The organism is Plastoroseomonas arctica (genome assembly GCF_018128965.1).
Classification (GTDB): domain Bacteria; phylum Pseudomonadota; class Alphaproteobacteria; order Acetobacterales; family Acetobacteraceae; genus Plastoroseomonas; species Plastoroseomonas arctica.
In genome coordinates, this window is sequence record NZ_JAAEDH010000002.1 from 166,270 (window position 1) to 180,759 (window position 14,490).

Below are 14,490 nucleotides of genomic sequence, written 5' to 3' on the forward strand. Positions count from 1 at the left end.
GGTATTCCGCTTTTCGGCTTTGCTTACCTGCCTCGCGCGTCTTTCGGACGTAATCCGCGGTTTGGATTTTCTTCCTATATCGTGATCCGGCCCTGGGGACAAGCTTTCACAGCCCCAGCACCGGCTGCGGATCCAGCCAGACCTGAAACCACGACAGCGAGAAATGCAGGTGCGGGCCGGTCACCCGCCCCGTCGCGCCCGTCGCCCCCATCCGCTGGCCCCGTGCCACCACATCCCCCTCCGCCACGTCCCGCCGCGACAGATGCGCATAGAGGGTGTTGATCCCATGACCGTGGTCGACCACCAGCAGCTCGCCGAAGAAGAAGAAGCTCTGCGACAGCACCACCCGTCCCGACGCCGCCGCGAGCAGCGGGGATCCGGTGGGTGCCGCGATGTCAAACCCGAAATGCGGCTGCCGCGGCTGCCCGTTCAGCACCCGCTGGCTGCCGAAGACGCCGCTGATCCGCCCCTCGGCCGGGCGCGCGAACGTCTCGGTGAAGCCGGTGAGCGTGGAGTCGGTTGCGCGCGCCCGGCCGAGCTGCTCGCGCTCCGCATTGATGCGCGCGAGCGCGGCCGCATCGGGCGTCACCTGCGCCGGCGGGAGGCCGGAGATCGCCTGCACGCTCCATGGACGCCGCGCGACGGTGAGGCGTTCCTCGCGCCCGTTGGTGCTCAGCACCGCGCTCTCGCCATGGTCGCGGCCGAAGCCGAAGGCGTAGTCGCCGGCGGGCGAGACACGCAGCGCGCGACCATCGAGCGTGAGCCGGGTGCCGGGGGCGACACGGCCGACGACCAGGCCGCCCTGCTGGAGGAAGCTCTGCGTGGCGGATGCGCGATGCGCCAGCAACAGCGCGGGGGCCGCGAGCAGGATGCGGCGCTTCACAGCAGCGCCCCCTGCTCGGTCCCGGGCTTCGCGCGACGTGGCTTCGCGCCTTCCGTGGTCGCGCCCACCTCGCCGTCGCCGAACACCAGGGTGATCTTCTGCGCCGGCCTCATCGCTTCCGCGCGCGTGAGCGGCGCACCCTCCGCATCGCGCACGAGCACAAAACCACGCGCGAGGACGGCCTGGTAGGACGCGCTCTCCAGCCGCGCCCAAAGACCCTCGAGCGCCGTGCGGCGCTGGCGCAGCATGCCGTCGACCGGCGCGACGCTGAACCGCGCCAGCGCGCGCGCATCGCGCTTGGCGGCGAGCGTCTGCGCCATGCCGGAATTTCCCTGTGCGATGAGCGAGACCAGGTGCCGACGCCGCGCCACGATCGCCTCGCGCGGATGCGGCACCCGCAGCGCCGCCAGCCGCTCGCGCCTCCGCGCCACCAGCGCCACCACGCCGCGTGGCAACCTCTCCCCATAATCATCCAGGCGCAGCCGGGCCTGCTCGATCCGCCCCGGGACATCCGGCAGGCGCCGCTCCACGCGCAACAACACCATCCGTGCATCGTTCAGCACGCGCCGCGCCGTCGCCTGCAGGCGCGCGCCAGTCTGGGCGAGATCCGCCATCAGGTCTGCCCGCGCCGGCACCGCCAATTCGGCGGCAGCAGTCGGCGTCGGCGCGCGGCGGTCGGAGGCGAAATCGATCAGCGTCGTGTCCGTCTCATGCCCCACCGCCGAGATCAGCGGGATCAGCGAGGCCGCCGCCGCGCGCACCACCACCTCCTCGTTGAACGCCATCAGGTCCTCGAGGCTGCCGCCGCCGCGTGCGACGATCACCACATCCGGGCGGGGGATCCGCCCGCCCAGCGGGATCGCGGAAAACCCCGCGATGGCGCGCGCGATCTGCTCGGCGCTGCCCGCCCCCTGCACCGCAACCGGCCAGATCAGGATGTGCCGCGGAAACCGCCGCAGGATGGTGGTGCGGATATCCTGGATCACCGCGCCCGAGGCCGACGTCACCACGCCCACCACCAGCGGCAGGCGCGGCAGCGCGCGCTTGCGCTCGGCCGCGAACAGCCCCTCGCCGACCAGCTTCTGGCGCAGCGCCTCGATGCGCGCGAGCAGCGCGCCGGCACCGGCATATTCCAGCTTGTCGATGATGAGCTGGTACTTCGACCGGTCCGCATAGGTGGTGAGCTTGCCGGTCGCGATGACCTCCGCGCCGTTCTCCGGCTGCGTGCCCAGGCTGCGCACCGTGCCCTTCCAGATCACCGCCTCGATCTTCGCGGTCTCGTCCTTGAGTGCCAGGTACACATGGCCGGAGGTGTGCCGCTTCAGCTCGGTGATCTCGCCCTTCACCCGCACGCGGCCGAAGCTGCCCTCCAGCGTGCGCTTGATCGCCTGGTTGAGGTCGGAGACCGCGTATTCGGGAATGTTCGTCGTGGTCGGGGTGTCCATGACGGCATGCTATGCTAGGAGCGCGACAGGTGGCAGGGGGTGCGGTGCGATGCGGGTCTTGCTGGTCGGCGGCGGCGGGCGCGAACACGCACTCGCCAGCGGGATCGCGGCATCGCCCCTTCTGCGAAAGCTTTTCTGCGCGCCGGGCAATGCGGGCATCGCCACGCTCGCCGAATGCATCCCCATCGCCGCCGAGGACGTGGCCGGGCTGGTCGCCTTCGCGCGCGCCAATGCCATCGACCTGATGGTGGTGGGGCCCGAGGCGCCGCTGACGCTGGGTCTCGCCGATGCCTGCGCCGAAGCGGGCATCGCCTGCTTCGGCCCGAGTGCGGCGGCGGCCCAGCTCGAAGGCAGCAAGACCTTCACCAAGCAGGTGGCGGATGCCGCCGGCGTGCCGACCGCGGCCTGGGCGCGCTTCGAGGATGCAGGAGCAGCGCGGGACTACGTGCGGACGCAAGGCGCGCCGATCGTGGTGAAGGCCGATGGCCTTGCCGCCGGCAAGGGCGTGGTGGTCGCGGCCTCCATCGCGGAGGCGGAGGCCGCCATCGCCGACATCATGGAAGATCGCATCCATGGCCCGGCCGGCGCGGCGGTGGTGATCGAGGAATGCCTGGTGGGGGAGGAGGTGTCCTTCTTCGCATTGTGCGACGGCACCCACGCCCTGGCCTTCGGCGCGGCGCAGGACCACAAGCGCGCCTTCGACGGCGACCAGGGCCCAAACACTGGCGGAATGGGCGCCTATTCGCCCGCGCCAGCGTTCACCGATGCGGTGCGTGACGAGGTGATGGCGCGCTTCATCGAACCAACACTCGCCGAGATGGCGCGGCGCGGCGCGCCCTTCCGCGGCGTGCTGTTCGCGGGGCTGATGCTGACGCCCGCTGGGCCGAAGCTGATCGAATACAATGTCCGCTTCGGCGACCCGGAATGCGAGGCGCTGATCCCGCGCCTCGCCTCGGACCTGCTTGAGGCACTGCACGCGGCCGCGACCGGCGGGCTGGCGCAGACGCGGCTATCCTGGCGCGAGGATCATTCGATGGTGGTGGTGATGGCGACGCGCGGCTACCCCGGCGCCTATGGCAAGGGAAGCGTCATCCATGGCCTGCCCGTCGCGGCGCGGCAGCCCGGCGTGCGCATCTTCCACGCCGGCACGGTGGCCCAGGGCGGTGAGATGCTGGCCAATGGCGGCCGGGTGCTCGCCGTACAGGGCAGCGGAGCGACGCTGCACGATGCGCGTGACGCCGCCTATGCCGCGATCGACGCCATCGACTGGCCCGAGGGGTTCTGCCGCCGCGACATCGGCTGGCGCGCGCTACACGAACGCAAGGAGTGACCACCGTGTCCGTCCGTATCCTGGAAGTCCGCGAGGTGACGAAGCCGATCGCCTCTCCCATCGCCAACGCCTATATCGATTTCTCCAAGATGACGCTGAGCCTGGTCGCGGTGGTGACCGATGCGGTGCGCGACGGTCGCCGCGTGGTGGGCTACGGGTTCAATTCCAACGGGCGCTACGGCCAGGGCGCGCTGATGCGCGAACGCTTCCTGCCGCGCATCGCGGAGGCCGACGCGGCGTCGCTGCTGAATGCGGAGGGCGACAATCTCGACCCCGAAAGAATCTGGGCCACGATGTTCCGCAACGAGAAGCCGGGCGGGCATGGCGAGCGCTCCGTGGCGATGGGTACCATCGACATGGCGGTGTGGGACGCGGTGGCGAAGATCGAGGGCAAGCCGCTGTTCCGGCTGCTCGCGGAGCGGCATGGTGTGGCCGCCGATCCGCGCGTCTTCGTCTATGCGGCGGGCGGCTACTACTACCCGGGCAAGGGGTTGGAGGGGCTGACGGACGAGATGCGCAGCTACCTCGACCGCGGCTACACGGTGGTGAAGATGAAGATCGGCGGCGCCACCCTCGCCGAGGATTGCGCACGCATCGAGGCGGTTCTGCGCATGCTGCCGCCGGGCTGCCGCCTCGCGGTGGATGCGAATGGCCGCTTCGACCTGCCGACCGCCATCGCCTACGCCAAGGCGCTGATGCCCTACCACCTGTTCTGGTACGAGGAAGCCGGCGACCCCCTGGACTACGCGCTGCAGGCCGCCCTCGCCGAGCATTATGCCAACCCGATGGCGACAGGCGAGAACCTGTTCTCCATGCAGGATGCGCGCAACCTCATCCGCCATGGCGGCATGCGTCCCGATCGTGACTGGCTGCAATTCGACTGCGCGCTCTCCTACGGGCTGGTGGAATACCTGCGCACGCTCGCGATGCTGCGCGACTCCGGCTGGTCACCCACGCGCTGCATCCCGCATGGCGGGCACCAGATGTCGCTCAACATCGCCGCCGGCCTGGGCCTCGGCGGCAATGAAAGCTACCCGGATCTGTTCCAGCCCTATGGCGGCTTCCCGGACGGCGTGCGCGTGGAGGCCGGCCACATAACCATGCCGGAACTTCCGGGCATCGGGTTCGAGGGTAAGTCGGACCTGATCCGCGTGATGCGCGAACTCGCCGACTAGGGCGCGGTGACGGGGCGCGTCCCAAAACTGTCCTGCGGCACGCCCTTGCCGAGCGACATGTGCGAATGCACGCCGAGCCAGGTGCCGTCTGCCTCCTTCGCCAGCGTGATGGTGGCGCGCCCAGGGCGCGGGAACGGCGTGCCGTCCTGCGCGAAGCCGGTGCTGGTCCAGGGTGCGATGGCGATCGCGAGCGCCCCATCGGGCGATGCCATGATCAGCGTGTTCGCCAGGTCGAAGGCGAAATCCGCGGTGCGCGGCCAGACATTGTCCCATTGCGTCGCCTGCCAGGCGGCCCGGCTGCGCACCAGCTCCTGGAAGGTGCCGAAGATCACGATGTCCTCGTGCCAGAAGGGGCGCGCGGCGGCGTAGTTCACCGCACGCACATGCGTGGAGAACCGGTCCAGCCAGTCGCGCAGCGTGGCCGTCAGCGCTTCATCGGCAATGGGAAGCGGCAGGGCCATCAAACCCGCTCGCTGATCTTGATCGCGATCTTGCAGCCGGCCTTGATCACGGCGTACAGCGGGCGATAGGCGGGGGCGAGTTCAGCCTCGTTCTCCAGGCCGATGTCGCGGTGTTCCAGCTCCTCCTGGCGGAAGCGCTCAATGGTGTCGCGCAGCGGTGCTTCCTCGTCGCCCAGTTCGGCCTGCTGGTCGCGATAGTGCTCGTCGATCGCTTCCTCGACGGCGACGGTGCAGGCCATCGCACCCCGCGCGCCGAGCAGCGCGGTCGCGGCACCCAGCGCGAAGCCGGCGACATGCCAGAGCGGGAGCATGGCGGTCGGGCGCACCCGGCGTTCGGCGATCAGCTTCGCGAAGGTGTCCAGGTGGACCTGCTCCTGCGCCTGCATGTGGCGCAGCACCGGCTCGTGCTTCGTGCCCTTCAGCACCGCCAGCTGGCCCTGGTAGATGCGCTGGGCGCCGTATTCGCCGGCATGGTCCACGCGGATCATGCGCGCAATGGCCTCGCGCGGGGTCGGGTCGCCAGGCAGCGGGGGACGGGTCATGGGCGGGCTCCTTTGCGCAGGAATGTCGCCCCGAAGGCGGCCAGGGCAAGGGCGTAGAGCACATTCATCGCCGCCATCGAGACCGGCAGGCCGGGGATGAGGAAGGTGGGCTCGTCGCACGGCTTGTCCGGGGTGCGGGCCATGTTGCGCAGCAGGTCCTCGACGCTCGCCCCCGCGACGCCGGCATTGGCGGCGCGGCAGGAGGGCAAGGGAGAGGGCCACCAGCCGAACTCCACCCCCGCATGCAGCACCCCGATCGCGCCGGAGGCCAGGATCGCGAGGATCGCCCCGGCCAGCAGCGGCGTCCGCGCCCGGGGAATGAGCGCCGCCAGCACCGCCAGCACTACCGCGACCCAATAGGGCCAGCGCTGCCACAGGCACAGCGCGCAGGGCGCGAGCCCCCAGGATTCGCTCGCCATGGCAAACAGGGGTGCGGCGGCGGCGAGGACGGCGAGCAGGATCGGCATGGCGCCTAGATCGCGCCGAATGCGCTTCGCCGCAACTGGACCCGCGCCGCGCCCCGGGCGTAGCCTCGGGAGGAACTGGGGGAACGTGCATGACACCGATCACCATCTGGGGCCGAACCACGTCGAGCAACGTGATGAAGGTGCTCTGGCTGTGCGAGGAGCTGGGCCTGCCCTTCGAGCGGATCGACGCCGGCGGCGCCTTTGGCCGCACCAAGGACCCCGACTACCTGGCAATGAACCCCAATGCCACGATCCCCACCATCGTGGAGCCCGACGGCTTCTCCCTGTGGGAGAGCAATTCCATCCTGCGCTATCTCTGCGCCACGCGCGCGCCGGGCACGGCCTTGCACCCCTCCGAACCGCGCGCACGCGCCGATGTGGACCGCTGGATGGATTGGCAGCTCGCCTCCATCAACGCGCCGATGGTGACCATCTTCTTCAACTACGTCCGCACGCCCGAGGAGAAGCGCGACGCAGCCGCGACGAACGCCGCGCGCGACCGGGCGGAAGCGCTGTGGCGCATGGTCGACGCGCGCGTTGCGAAGCACGCCTTCGTCGCGGGCGATGACCTCACCATCGCGGACATCGCGCTCGGCCCCTACTTGCACCGTTGGTTCGCGCTGCCGATCGAACGGCCGCCGATGCCGGCCTTCGAGGCCTGGCATGAGCGGCTCGCCGCACGCCCCGGCTACGCCAAATACCTTGCCGTGCCCATGAGCTGAACAGGGAGGATACGACCATGCTGGACACACCGGCCCGCACCACGCTCCGCCGCGGCGAGGGCGCCGAATTCGACGCGGGGCTGCGCGCCTTCTTTGCCTATCGCGACCTCGGCATCCGCGAGGCGACCAAGGGCAGCTTCGGCGCCCATGTCATCAAGGCGGTGCCCGGCGAGGGTGCCAAGCCCAACTGGCACAATCACGAGCTGGACTTCCAGATGGTCTATATCCTCAAGGGCTGGGTGCGCTTCGAATACGAGGATATCGGCGAGGTCGAGCTGCGGCCGGGCGATTGCGTCCATCAGGCGCCGCATGTGCGGCACCGCGAGATCGCGCATTCCGATGATCTGGAGTTGATCGAGATCACCTCGCCTGCCGAGTTCAAGACGAACGTGCTCGAAGGATAGGCCGTTTTACCGCGCCAGCGGTGCCACCGCCGCATCCGGCTGGTTGCTCTCGGCCAGGGCGCGGGCGACGAAGCCGGAGGCCTTTGCTTCCTCCACGAAATCGCGCAGCGCGGCGAGGGCAGCGTCGCGGCCGCGCGGTACCGCCATCGCCTGCTCGATCACCATGAAGCGGCCCGGCAGAACGCGCATATCCGGGCGCGTGGCCGCGAATTCGCGGATCGGCTGGCCGACGCCGGCGATCACGTCCATCCCGCCTGCCGCGAATTCGGTAATGGCACGCTCGGAGGTGTCGGTGCGCACCAGCGTCGCGTTGCGGATCGCGCGAGTGAGGAACAGGTCGTAGGCGCTGCCACGGCCGACCGCGATGCGCACGCCCGCGCGGTCCACATCCTCATTGCTGCGGATGGCCGACGTCGCGGGCACGGCGTAGATGCCCTCGATCACCACATAGGGCGCGGTGAAGGCCATGCCCTCCCCGCGCACCGGGTCGACCGCGAGGAAGGCGATGTCCCAGGCAGTACCGCCGCTCGCGCGGTTCGCCTCGGTCACGCGGCCCGCGGCGTCGAAGGGCACGATGGTCAGCGGCACGCCGAGGCGCGCGGCCAGCGCACGCGCCAGCGCAGGCGAGACGCCGCGCGGGTCGTTCTCGGTCGGGCCGCGCTGCACCAGCACGGTGTTGCCGAAGTTGATCGCCGCCCGGAGCGTGCCGGTGGGTGCGAGTTCCGCCCGCGCGGCCGCCGAAAGCGGTGCCTGCGCGAAGGCGGGCACGGCGGCGAGCAGGCCGGCGAAGGCGAGAAGATTGCGGCGGATCATCATGGCGTGGCTCCCGTTGCGTCTTTGGCGGCAACCTACACCCAGTCCAGCGGCTCCGCGTAGCGGGCGGCGAGGAAGGTCAGCCCCTCCGGCGGTGCCGTCTGTCCGGCGCGCGCGCGGTCGCGGCTGTCGAGCACGCTGCGCGGCCAGGTTATGGGGCGCTTGCCCTGCCCCACCTGCACCAGCGTGCCGACCAGGTTGCGCACCTGGTGATGCAGGAAGCTGCGCGCCTCGACATGGAACTCCACGGCATCGGCATAGCGCGACACGTCCAGCCGATCGAGCGTGCGCAGCGCATCCTTCGCCTGGCACGACGCCGCGCGATAGGCGGAGAAATCATGCTTGCCGAGCAGCATCTGCGCCGCTTCATGCATCGCATCTGCATCGAGGCGCGCCTGCACGTGCCACACGCGCCCCGCCTCCAGCGCCGGACGCGGACGGCGGTTGAGGATGCGGTAGCGATAGGCGCGCCCGATGCAGGCAAACCGCGCCGACCAATCCTCCGGCGCGCGCGCAGCACGCAGGATGGAGACGGGGTGCGGGCGGGTGTGGAAGTTCAGCGCCTCGCGCACGCGTTCGGGCGCGTAGTCAGCCTCGAGGTCGAGTTCGGCCACCTGGGCCTCGGCATGCACGCCGGCATCGGTGCGGCCCGCCGCGCCCACCACCGGCACCACGCCGGCGTTGAGATGCGCAGCCGCTTCCTCGATGACCTGCTGGACGGAGGGCAGGCCATCGGCCTGACGCTGCCAGCCATGGAAGGGGGCGCCGTCATATTCCACCATGAGCGCGTAGCGCGGCATCAGGGCAGGGTCTCGCCAGGCGGCAGCTTGTAGCCACGAAGAAAATCGGTAGCCGGCAGCGGCTTGCCCCCCGCGCGCTGCAACCGCAGCAGGCGCAGTGCGCCGGTGCCGCATGCGATGCGCGGCTGGGTGTCGAGGATGGCGCCCGGCGGACCCTCGCCCTCCGCCGGCTCGGCCTCCAGCAGCCGCAGCGTTTCCGCGCCATGGGTGAAGAAGCAGGGTAGCGCGCGGATGCGCCGGTCGAGTGTCACAGCGTCCTGGCGCCAGTCGATGCGCCCATCCTCGCGCGTGATCTTCGGCGCGTAGGTCACGCCGTCCTCCGGCTGCGTGATGGACGCCGGATCCTCGTCCAGAGCGCGCAGCACCAGGCGCGCGCCCACCGGCGCCAGCGCATCATGCAGCGCGCCGGCCGTCATGCGCGGCGTGATCGGGACGGCTTCGCGCAGCAGCATGGGCCCGGTGTCCAGCCCCTCCTCCATGCGCATGATCGTCACGCCGCTCTCCGCATCGCCCGCGAGGATCGCGGACTGGATCGGGCTCGCCCCGCGCCAGCGCGGCAGCAGCGAGGCGTGGATGTTGAGGCAGCCACGCCGTGGCGCCTCCAGCATCGCCGGCGGCAGGATGAGGCCATAGGCGGCGACCACGGCGACATCGAGACCAAGCGCCGCGAAGCCCGCATGCTCCGCGGGATCACGCTTCACCCGCGCGGGCGTGCGCACGGTGAGGCCAAGCTCCAAAGCGGCGCGATGGACGGGGCATGAGGTCTCGCGCTGCCCTCGCCCGGCCGGGCGAGGCGGCTGGCAGTAGACGGCGACGACCTGATGCGCGGCATGCAGCGCGCGGAGCGCTGGCACGGCGAAATCGGGACTGCCCATGAAGGCGAGGCGGAGCATGGTGGGCCTTTCAAGAAGGCCGGGGAAAGGAATTTCCCCGGACCTCATTCTTTTTATCTTTGATTTTTTGGTGCTGAGCCCACAGACAGCACCAATAGATAAAAATAAAAGATTGGGGGTTTGGGGGAAATTCTTTTCCCCCAATCTTTACTCCCGCGCTTTGAGCTTCAGTTCCTTGGCCAGCTTCCGCAGCAGCATGTTCCGCTTCAGTACGCTGATGTGGTCCACGAACAGCACCCCATCGAGGTGGTCGATCTCGTGCTGCAGGCAGGCGGCGAGCAGGTCCTCGCCCTCCACCTCCTTCTTGGCGCCGGTGTCGTCGAGGTATCGCACGCGCACCCGTGCCGGGCGGGTGACGTCCGCGTACTGGCCGGGCAGGGAGAGGCAGCCTTCCTCGCGGGTGGCGAGCTCGGGGCTCGCCGCCACGATTTCGGGGTTGATGAGCGCGAGGGGAGTGCGGGTTTCGTCGCGCTGGAGGTCGATGACGACCACACGCAGCAGACTGCCCACCTGCGGGGCGGCCAGGCCGATGCCGGGCGCCTCGTACATGGTGTGGAACATGCGCTCGATCAGCGGGCGCACCGAGGCCGCGTCGCTCTGGGCCACGGGGCGCGATTTCTGCCGCAGACGAGCGTCGGGAACGAGCAGGATGGGAAGTTTTTCGGCATCTGACATGGTGATGGGCCATTAGCGCCGCGCGCGCCCCCTTGCAACGGCGCCTGGGGCGGCCAAAATCAGGCGGGCCGGAATGCTTCGGGTTCCGGCCGCTTCGCTCCATCGAGGAGGCACTTGCGCGTTATGTCTCGTTCCAACCTGTTCGGCTCTCCGTTGTTCCTGGGGTTTGACCACCTCGAGCAGATGCTCGACCGCGTCGCCAAGAATTCGGAAGGCTATCCCCCCTACAATATCGAGCAGACCGGAGATAACCGGCTGCGTATCACGCTCGCCGTCGCGGGCTTCTCGATGGATGACCTCCAGATCACGCAGGAGGACAACCAGCTGGTGATCCGCGGCAAGCAGAAGGATGATTCCGAGGGCCGGGTGTTCATTCATCGCGGCATCGCGGCGCGTCAGTTCCAGCGGGCCTTCGTTCTGGCAGAGGGCATCGATGTCGAGGGGGCTTGGCTCGACAATGGTTTGCTGCATGTCGAGTTGCAGCGTCCGCAGCCCGAGGTGCGGGTGAAGACGATCCACATCACCAAGGCGGGTGCCGCGCCCACGCGGCAGGCGATTGAAACCAAACGCCGCGATCAGGACTGAATCTTTTCAGGTGCGGCCCATCCGGGCGCACCGCAGGGAGTTTATCGCCATGCAGACCAAGGACGACGCCGCCTTCGACATCCGCCAGATCTCGCTGCGCGACTGGGCGCGGTTCGGGACCGAGCAGATCGCTTATATCCGCCCGATGATGGTCAACGGGGCCGCGGCGGTCGCGATCCACGCCGCCGACGGCACGCCGATCGGCGCCGCGCCGGATGCGCGGCTCGCGATCGCCGCCATCATCGAGCACGAGATGGAGCCGATGCTGCTTCATTAGCGGCAAGCGCCGGGCGCCGCCTTCCGCGGCTTGGCTCGCCGCGCTAGCGGCCTTTCGGCCTTGCCGCCCGCGGGGCGGGCCGAGGCTTCGCCTCGACTACTGCTGCCGGGGCGTGGGCGTCGCAGGGCGCTCCAGCGCGGTCGCCTGGTAGGAGCGCAGCAGGGTGTTGCCGCGTTCCGCCTCGACGGTTCGCTTGACCACGACATTGCTGACCCGGTCGATCCAATAGCGCACCACGAACATCTGGTCGTTGGGCGGCGAGGCGCGCACCCTTCGCACCAGAACCGTCGCCTGGAAGGTGCCGGCCGGTGTTGTGACCGATTCCAGCACCTGCGCCACGTTCCACATGGTCGGGAAATCATAGCGGATGCCGCTGCCTTCGGAGACGACGGTGGCCGTGTACTGCCCCTGGGAGGCCGGCGCTGCAGGGAAGAAGCCGTCGAGGCCGGCCAGGTGGCCGCGGCCTTCCAGCCCGCCCTCTTCGATCATGCCCCAGACGAAGCGGCGCTCGACATTGGCAGCGTCGTTGTAGATGCAGGCATTGCCGTCGCGGCGCACCGCGCGGATAGACCGAGTATCGTCATAGCGCACCAGCGTGTTGGGTGTCGGGCAGTTGAACGCCCAGGGCGGCGGCGGCGAGGAGCAGCCGGCGAACGCCAGGATCGGCAAGGTCAGGAACAGCAGTGCGCGCTTCATGGCATCCCCCGGTTTCTTTCGGCGGCGGATCATGCCGGGCGGCGCGCGCCCCGCCAACCCTTGGGGCTTTGATCCCAGGCTCCGACACCCTAATTTCACGCGCATGAACATCCTCTCGCCGGTGACCTTCTTTCCCGCCAAGCGCCCGGCACCCGCGCTTGAGCGCCGGCTGACCGTCACTTCCCCCTTCGAGCCCAATGGCGACCAGCCGGCCGCGATCCGCGACCTGCTTGCGGGGCTTGCTCAGGGGGAGCGAGACCAGGTGCTGCTCGGCGTCACGGGATCGGGCAAGACCTTCACCATGGCCAAGGTGATCGAGGCGGTGCAGCGGCCGACGCTGATCCTCGCGCCCAACAAGACGCTGGCGGCGCAGCTCTATGGGGAAATGAAGTCCTTTTTCCCCGAAAATGCCGTGGAGTATTTCGTCAGCTACTACGACTACTTCCAGCCCGAGGCCTATGTGCCGCGGACCGACACCTACATCGAAAAAGATTCGCAGATCAATGAGCAGATCGACCGCATGCGGCACTCCGCGACGCAGGCGCTGCTGGAGCGCAACGATGTCATCATCGTCGCCTCCGTCTCCTGCATCTACGGCATCGGCTCGGTCGAGACCTATGGCCGCATGGTGGTTAAGCTTGAGCGCGGCGGGCGCATCGAGCGCGACCTGCTGGTGAAGGGCCTGGTCGAGCAGCAATACCGGCGCAACGACACCGCCTTCGCGCGCGGCACCTTCCGCATCCGCGGCGAGGTGGTGGATGTCTGGCCCTCCCACCTCGAGGATCGCGGCTGGCGCGTCTCGCTGTTTGGCGACGAGATCGAGGCCATCCGCGAATTCGACCCGCTGACGGGAGAAATCACCGGCGAGCTGGAGCGCGTGAGCATCTACGCGAACAGCCACTACGTGACGCCGCGACCCACGCTGCAGCAGGCGATCAAGGACATCAAGGTGGAACTGAAGGCGCGGCTGGAGGAGCTGCACGCGGCGGGGCGGCTGCTGGAAGCGCAGCGGCTGGATCAGCGGACGACCTTCGACATCGAGATGCTTGAGACGACCGGCGTGTGCAAGGGGATCGAGAACTACTCCCGCTATCTCACCGGCCGGAAGCCCGGCGAGCCGCCGCCGACGCTGTTCGAATACCTGCCGGAAAACGCTCTGCTGGTGGTGGATGAAAGCCACGTCACCGTGCCGCAGATCGGCGGCATGTATCGCGGCGACTTCGCGCGCAAGACCGTGCTGAACGAGTTCGGCTTCCGCCTGCCATCCTGCACCGACAACCGCCCGCTGAAGTTCGAGGAGTGGGAAGCGTACCGCCCGACCACGGTGTTCGTCAGCGCGACACCCGGCGCGTGGGAGATGGAGCGCACCGGGGGCGCCTTCATCGAACAGGTGATCCGCCCGACCGGGCTGATCGACCCTCCGACGGAGATTCGCCCGGTAGAGAAGCAAGTCGATGACCTCCTCGCCGAATGCCGCACCGTCGTCTCCCAGGGCGGGCGCATCCTGGTCACCGTGCTGACCAAGCGCATGGCCGAGGACCTCACCGACTACATGACCGAGGCCGGCATCAAGGTGCGCTACCTGCACTCCGACGTGGACACGCTGGAGCGCATCGAGATCATCCGCGACCTTCGGCGCGGGGTGTTCGACGTGCTCGTCGGCATCAACCTGCTGCGCGAGGGCCTCGACATTCCCGAATGCGCCCTTGTTGCCATCCTCGATGCCGACAAGGAAGGCTTCCTGCGCTCCACCACCTCCCTCATCCAGACCATCGGCCGCGCCGCGCGCAACGCCGAAGGCCGCGTCATCCTCTACGCCGACCGCATGACCGACAGCATGGTCAAGGCACTCGGCGAGACGTCGCGCCGGCGCGAAAAACAGATCGCCTGGAACGACGCGCACGGCATCACGCCCACCTCCATCAAGCGCCAGATCGCAGACGTCATGCAGTCCGTCTACGAACAGGACTACGTCACCGTCGAAGCGGTCGAAGGCGACGCCACCGCGCAATTCGTCGGGAAGGACCTGCGCAGCGCCATCGTCGAGATGGAGAAGAAGATGCGCGCCGCCGCCGCCGAATTGGAGTTCGAAACCGCCGCCCGCCTGCGCGACGAAATCAAGCGGCTGGAAGCGCTGGAACTGGGCCTGGAACCGCAGCTCGCCGGGCGAAGCCGGCGCGATTCCGCCCGGCGGGCGGAGTGGAAGCCCAAGCCGATGGGGCCTGGAGGCGGTGGGTATGATCCGAAGAAGGCGAAGGGCCGCCAACGCCGCGCGTCCTGAGGCGGGGTAGATCGATTCGGTCGACAGCATGGGGGAAATGA

General features: G+C 68.9%; 17 protein-coding genes. 7 read left to right on the top strand and 10 right to left on the bottom strand.

Going from position 1 to position 14,490, the window contains the following annotated elements; genetic code table 11:
• Window positions 1-106: 106 nt before the first annotated feature.
• Together GXW79_RS02965 and xseA are read right to left on the bottom strand one after the other, a co-directional pair.
• Complete coding sequence (locus GXW79_RS02965; protein ID WP_211872733.1) at window positions 107-883, bottom strand: M23 family metallopeptidase; 777 nt, start codon at window positions 881-883, stop codon at window positions 107-109.
• On the bottom strand, window positions 880-2,328 hold the full coding sequence (gene xseA, locus GXW79_RS02970; RefSeq protein WP_211872734.1) for an exodeoxyribonuclease VII large subunit: 1,449 nt from the start codon (window positions 2,326-2,328) through the stop codon (window positions 880-882). Before xseA ends, GXW79_RS02965 begins: the two co-directional genes overlap by 4 nt.
• 49 nt (window positions 2,329-2,377) lie before the next feature.
• Between xseA and purD the strand changes: the two genes are divergently transcribed.
• The gene (gene purD, locus GXW79_RS02975; RefSeq protein ID WP_211872735.1) at window positions 2,378-3,658 is read left to right on the top strand and encodes a phosphoribosylamine--glycine ligase; all 1,281 of its coding nucleotides are present in this window, start codon (window positions 2,378-2,380) and stop codon (window positions 3,656-3,658) included.
• A 5-nt stretch (window positions 3,659-3,663) separates the two neighbouring features.
• Window positions 3,664-4,833 carry a mandelate racemase/muconate lactonizing enzyme family protein gene (locus GXW79_RS02980; RefSeq protein ID WP_211872736.1) on the top strand — a complete coding sequence of 390 codons (1,170 nt, stop codon included), beginning with the start codon at window positions 3,664-3,666 and terminating at the stop codon, window positions 4,831-4,833.
• Here the strand turns inward: GXW79_RS02980 and GXW79_RS02985 are convergent.
• Genes GXW79_RS02985 through GXW79_RS02995 form a run of 3 tightly spaced genes read right to left on the bottom strand, consistent with a single transcriptional unit; the run spans window position 4,830 to window position 6,303 of the window.
• A complete protein-coding gene (locus GXW79_RS02985) occupies window positions 4,830-5,294 on the bottom strand; it encodes a YybH family protein (RefSeq protein ID WP_211872737.1) in 465 nt (154 codons plus the stop codon). The two genes, GXW79_RS02980 and GXW79_RS02985, sit on opposite strands and share 4 nt — an antisense overlap.
• A complete protein-coding gene (locus GXW79_RS02990) occupies window positions 5,294-5,836 on the bottom strand; it encodes a demethoxyubiquinone hydroxylase family protein (protein ID WP_211872738.1) in 543 nt (180 codons plus the stop codon). Before GXW79_RS02990 ends, GXW79_RS02985 begins: the two co-directional genes overlap by 1 nt.
• Complete coding sequence (locus tag GXW79_RS02995) at window positions 5,833-6,303, bottom strand: disulfide bond formation protein B (RefSeq protein ID WP_211872739.1); 471 nt, start codon at window positions 6,301-6,303, stop codon at window positions 5,833-5,835. Before GXW79_RS02995 ends, GXW79_RS02990 begins: the two co-directional genes overlap by 4 nt.
• A gap of 89 nt (window positions 6,304-6,392) precedes the next feature.
• On the opposite strand from GXW79_RS02995, the gene GXW79_RS03000 reads away from it, so the two are divergent.
• Both GXW79_RS03000 and GXW79_RS03005 read left to right on the top strand, forming a co-directional pair.
• On the top strand, window positions 6,393-7,025 hold the full coding sequence (locus GXW79_RS03000; protein WP_211872740.1) for a glutathione S-transferase family protein: 633 nt from the start codon (window positions 6,393-6,395) through the stop codon (window positions 7,023-7,025).
• 17 nt (window positions 7,026-7,042) lie between these two features.
• Window positions 7,043-7,429 (top strand): cupin domain-containing protein, encoded by a 387-nt coding sequence (locus GXW79_RS03005; RefSeq protein ID WP_211872741.1) that lies wholly within the window; start codon window positions 7,043-7,045, stop codon window positions 7,427-7,429.
• Between the two features lie 6 nt (window positions 7,430-7,435).
• Here GXW79_RS03005 and GXW79_RS03010 read toward each other — a convergent pair whose 3' ends face one another.
• The 4 genes from GXW79_RS03010 to def form a co-directional block, all read right to left on the bottom strand.
• Window positions 7,436-8,245 carry a transporter substrate-binding domain-containing protein gene (locus tag GXW79_RS03010; protein WP_246503662.1) on the bottom strand — a complete coding sequence of 270 codons (810 nt, stop codon included), beginning with the start codon at window positions 8,243-8,245 and terminating at the stop codon, window positions 7,436-7,438.
• Between the two features lie 32 nt (window positions 8,246-8,277).
• Complete coding sequence (gene truA / locus GXW79_RS03015) at window positions 8,278-9,042, bottom strand: tRNA pseudouridine(38-40) synthase TruA (protein WP_211872742.1); 765 nt, start codon at window positions 9,040-9,042, stop codon at window positions 8,278-8,280.
• Window positions 9,042-9,935, bottom strand: a complete 894-nt coding sequence (fmt, locus tag GXW79_RS03020) for a methionyl-tRNA formyltransferase (protein ID WP_211872743.1) — start codon at window positions 9,933-9,935, stop codon at window positions 9,042-9,044. Before fmt ends, truA begins: the two co-directional genes overlap by 1 nt.
• Window positions 9,936-10,082: 147 nt before the next feature.
• The gene (gene def, locus GXW79_RS03025) at window positions 10,083-10,610 is read right to left on the bottom strand and encodes a peptide deformylase (protein ID WP_211872744.1); all 528 of its coding nucleotides are present in this window, start codon (window positions 10,608-10,610) and stop codon (window positions 10,083-10,085) included.
• Between the two features lie 123 nt (window positions 10,611-10,733).
• Here def and GXW79_RS03030 point away from each other — a divergent pair, with 123 nt between their 5' ends.
• A complete protein-coding gene (locus tag GXW79_RS03030) occupies window positions 10,734-11,195 on the top strand; it encodes an Hsp20 family protein (RefSeq protein WP_211872745.1) in 462 nt (153 codons plus the stop codon).
• 49 nt (window positions 11,196-11,244) lie between these two features.
• Window positions 11,245-11,472: a DUF1150 family protein gene (locus GXW79_RS03035; protein WP_211872746.1), complete on the top strand. Its 228-nt coding sequence runs from the start codon at window positions 11,245-11,247 to the stop codon at window positions 11,470-11,472.
• Window positions 11,473-11,568: 96 nt separating this feature from the next.
• Here the strand turns inward: GXW79_RS03035 and GXW79_RS03040 are convergent, their stop codons facing one another.
• On the bottom strand, window positions 11,569-12,168 hold the full coding sequence (locus GXW79_RS03040; protein WP_211872747.1) for a hypothetical protein: 600 nt from the start codon (window positions 12,166-12,168) through the stop codon (window positions 11,569-11,571).
• Window positions 12,169-12,271: 103 nt separating this feature from the next.
• On the opposite strand from GXW79_RS03040, the gene uvrB reads away from it, so the two are divergent.
• Window positions 12,272-14,449 (top strand): excinuclease ABC subunit UvrB, encoded by a 2,178-nt coding sequence (gene uvrB, locus GXW79_RS03045; protein WP_211872748.1) that lies wholly within the window; start codon window positions 12,272-12,274, stop codon window positions 14,447-14,449.
• Window positions 14,450-14,490 lie beyond the last annotated feature (41 nt).

Bases quoted from the DNA above. Each gene is read 5' to 3' on its own strand.
- GXW79_RS02995 (WP_211872739.1), bottom strand. From the start codon at position 6,303: ATGCCGATCCTGCTCGCCGTCCTCGCCGCCGCCGCACCCCTGTTTGCC.
- def (WP_211872744.1), bottom strand. From the start codon at position 10,610: ATGTCAGATGCCGAAAAACTTCCCATCCTGCTCGTTCCCGACGCTCGT.
- xseA (WP_211872734.1), bottom strand. From the start codon at position 2,328: ATGGACACCCCGACCACGACGAACATTCCCGAATACGCGGTCTCCGAC.
- GXW79_RS02985 (WP_211872737.1), bottom strand. From the start codon at position 5,294: ATGGCCCTGCCGCTTCCCATTGCCGATGAAGCGCTGACGGCCACGCTG.
- GXW79_RS03035 (WP_211872746.1), top strand. From the start codon at position 11,245: ATGCAGACCAAGGACGACGCCGCCTTCGACATCCGCCAGATCTCGCTG.
- GXW79_RS03010 (WP_246503662.1), bottom strand. From the start codon at position 8,245: ATGATGATCCGCCGCAATCTTCTCGCCTTCGCCGGCCTGCTCGCCGCC.
- fmt (WP_211872743.1), bottom strand. From the start codon at position 9,935: ATGCTCCGCCTCGCCTTCATGGGCAGTCCCGATTTCGCCGTGCCAGCG.
- GXW79_RS02990 (WP_211872738.1), bottom strand. From the start codon at position 5,836: ATGACCCGTCCCCCGCTGCCTGGCGACCCGACCCCGCGCGAGGCCATT.
- GXW79_RS03000 (WP_211872740.1), top strand. From the start codon at position 6,393: ATGACACCGATCACCATCTGGGGCCGAACCACGTCGAGCAACGTGATG.
- GXW79_RS03030 (WP_211872745.1), top strand. From the start codon at position 10,734: ATGTCTCGTTCCAACCTGTTCGGCTCTCCGTTGTTCCTGGGGTTTGAC.
- truA (WP_211872742.1), bottom strand. From the start codon at position 9,042: ATGCCGCGCTACGCGCTCATGGTGGAATATGACGGCGCCCCCTTCCAT.
- GXW79_RS03040 (WP_211872747.1), bottom strand. From the start codon at position 12,168: ATGAAGCGCGCACTGCTGTTCCTGACCTTGCCGATCCTGGCGTTCGCC.
- GXW79_RS03005 (WP_211872741.1), top strand. From the start codon at position 7,043: ATGCTGGACACACCGGCCCGCACCACGCTCCGCCGCGGCGAGGGCGCC.
- purD (WP_211872735.1), top strand. From the start codon at position 2,378: ATGCGGGTCTTGCTGGTCGGCGGCGGCGGGCGCGAACACGCACTCGCC.
- uvrB (WP_211872748.1), top strand. From the start codon at position 12,272: ATGAACATCCTCTCGCCGGTGACCTTCTTTCCCGCCAAGCGCCCGGCA.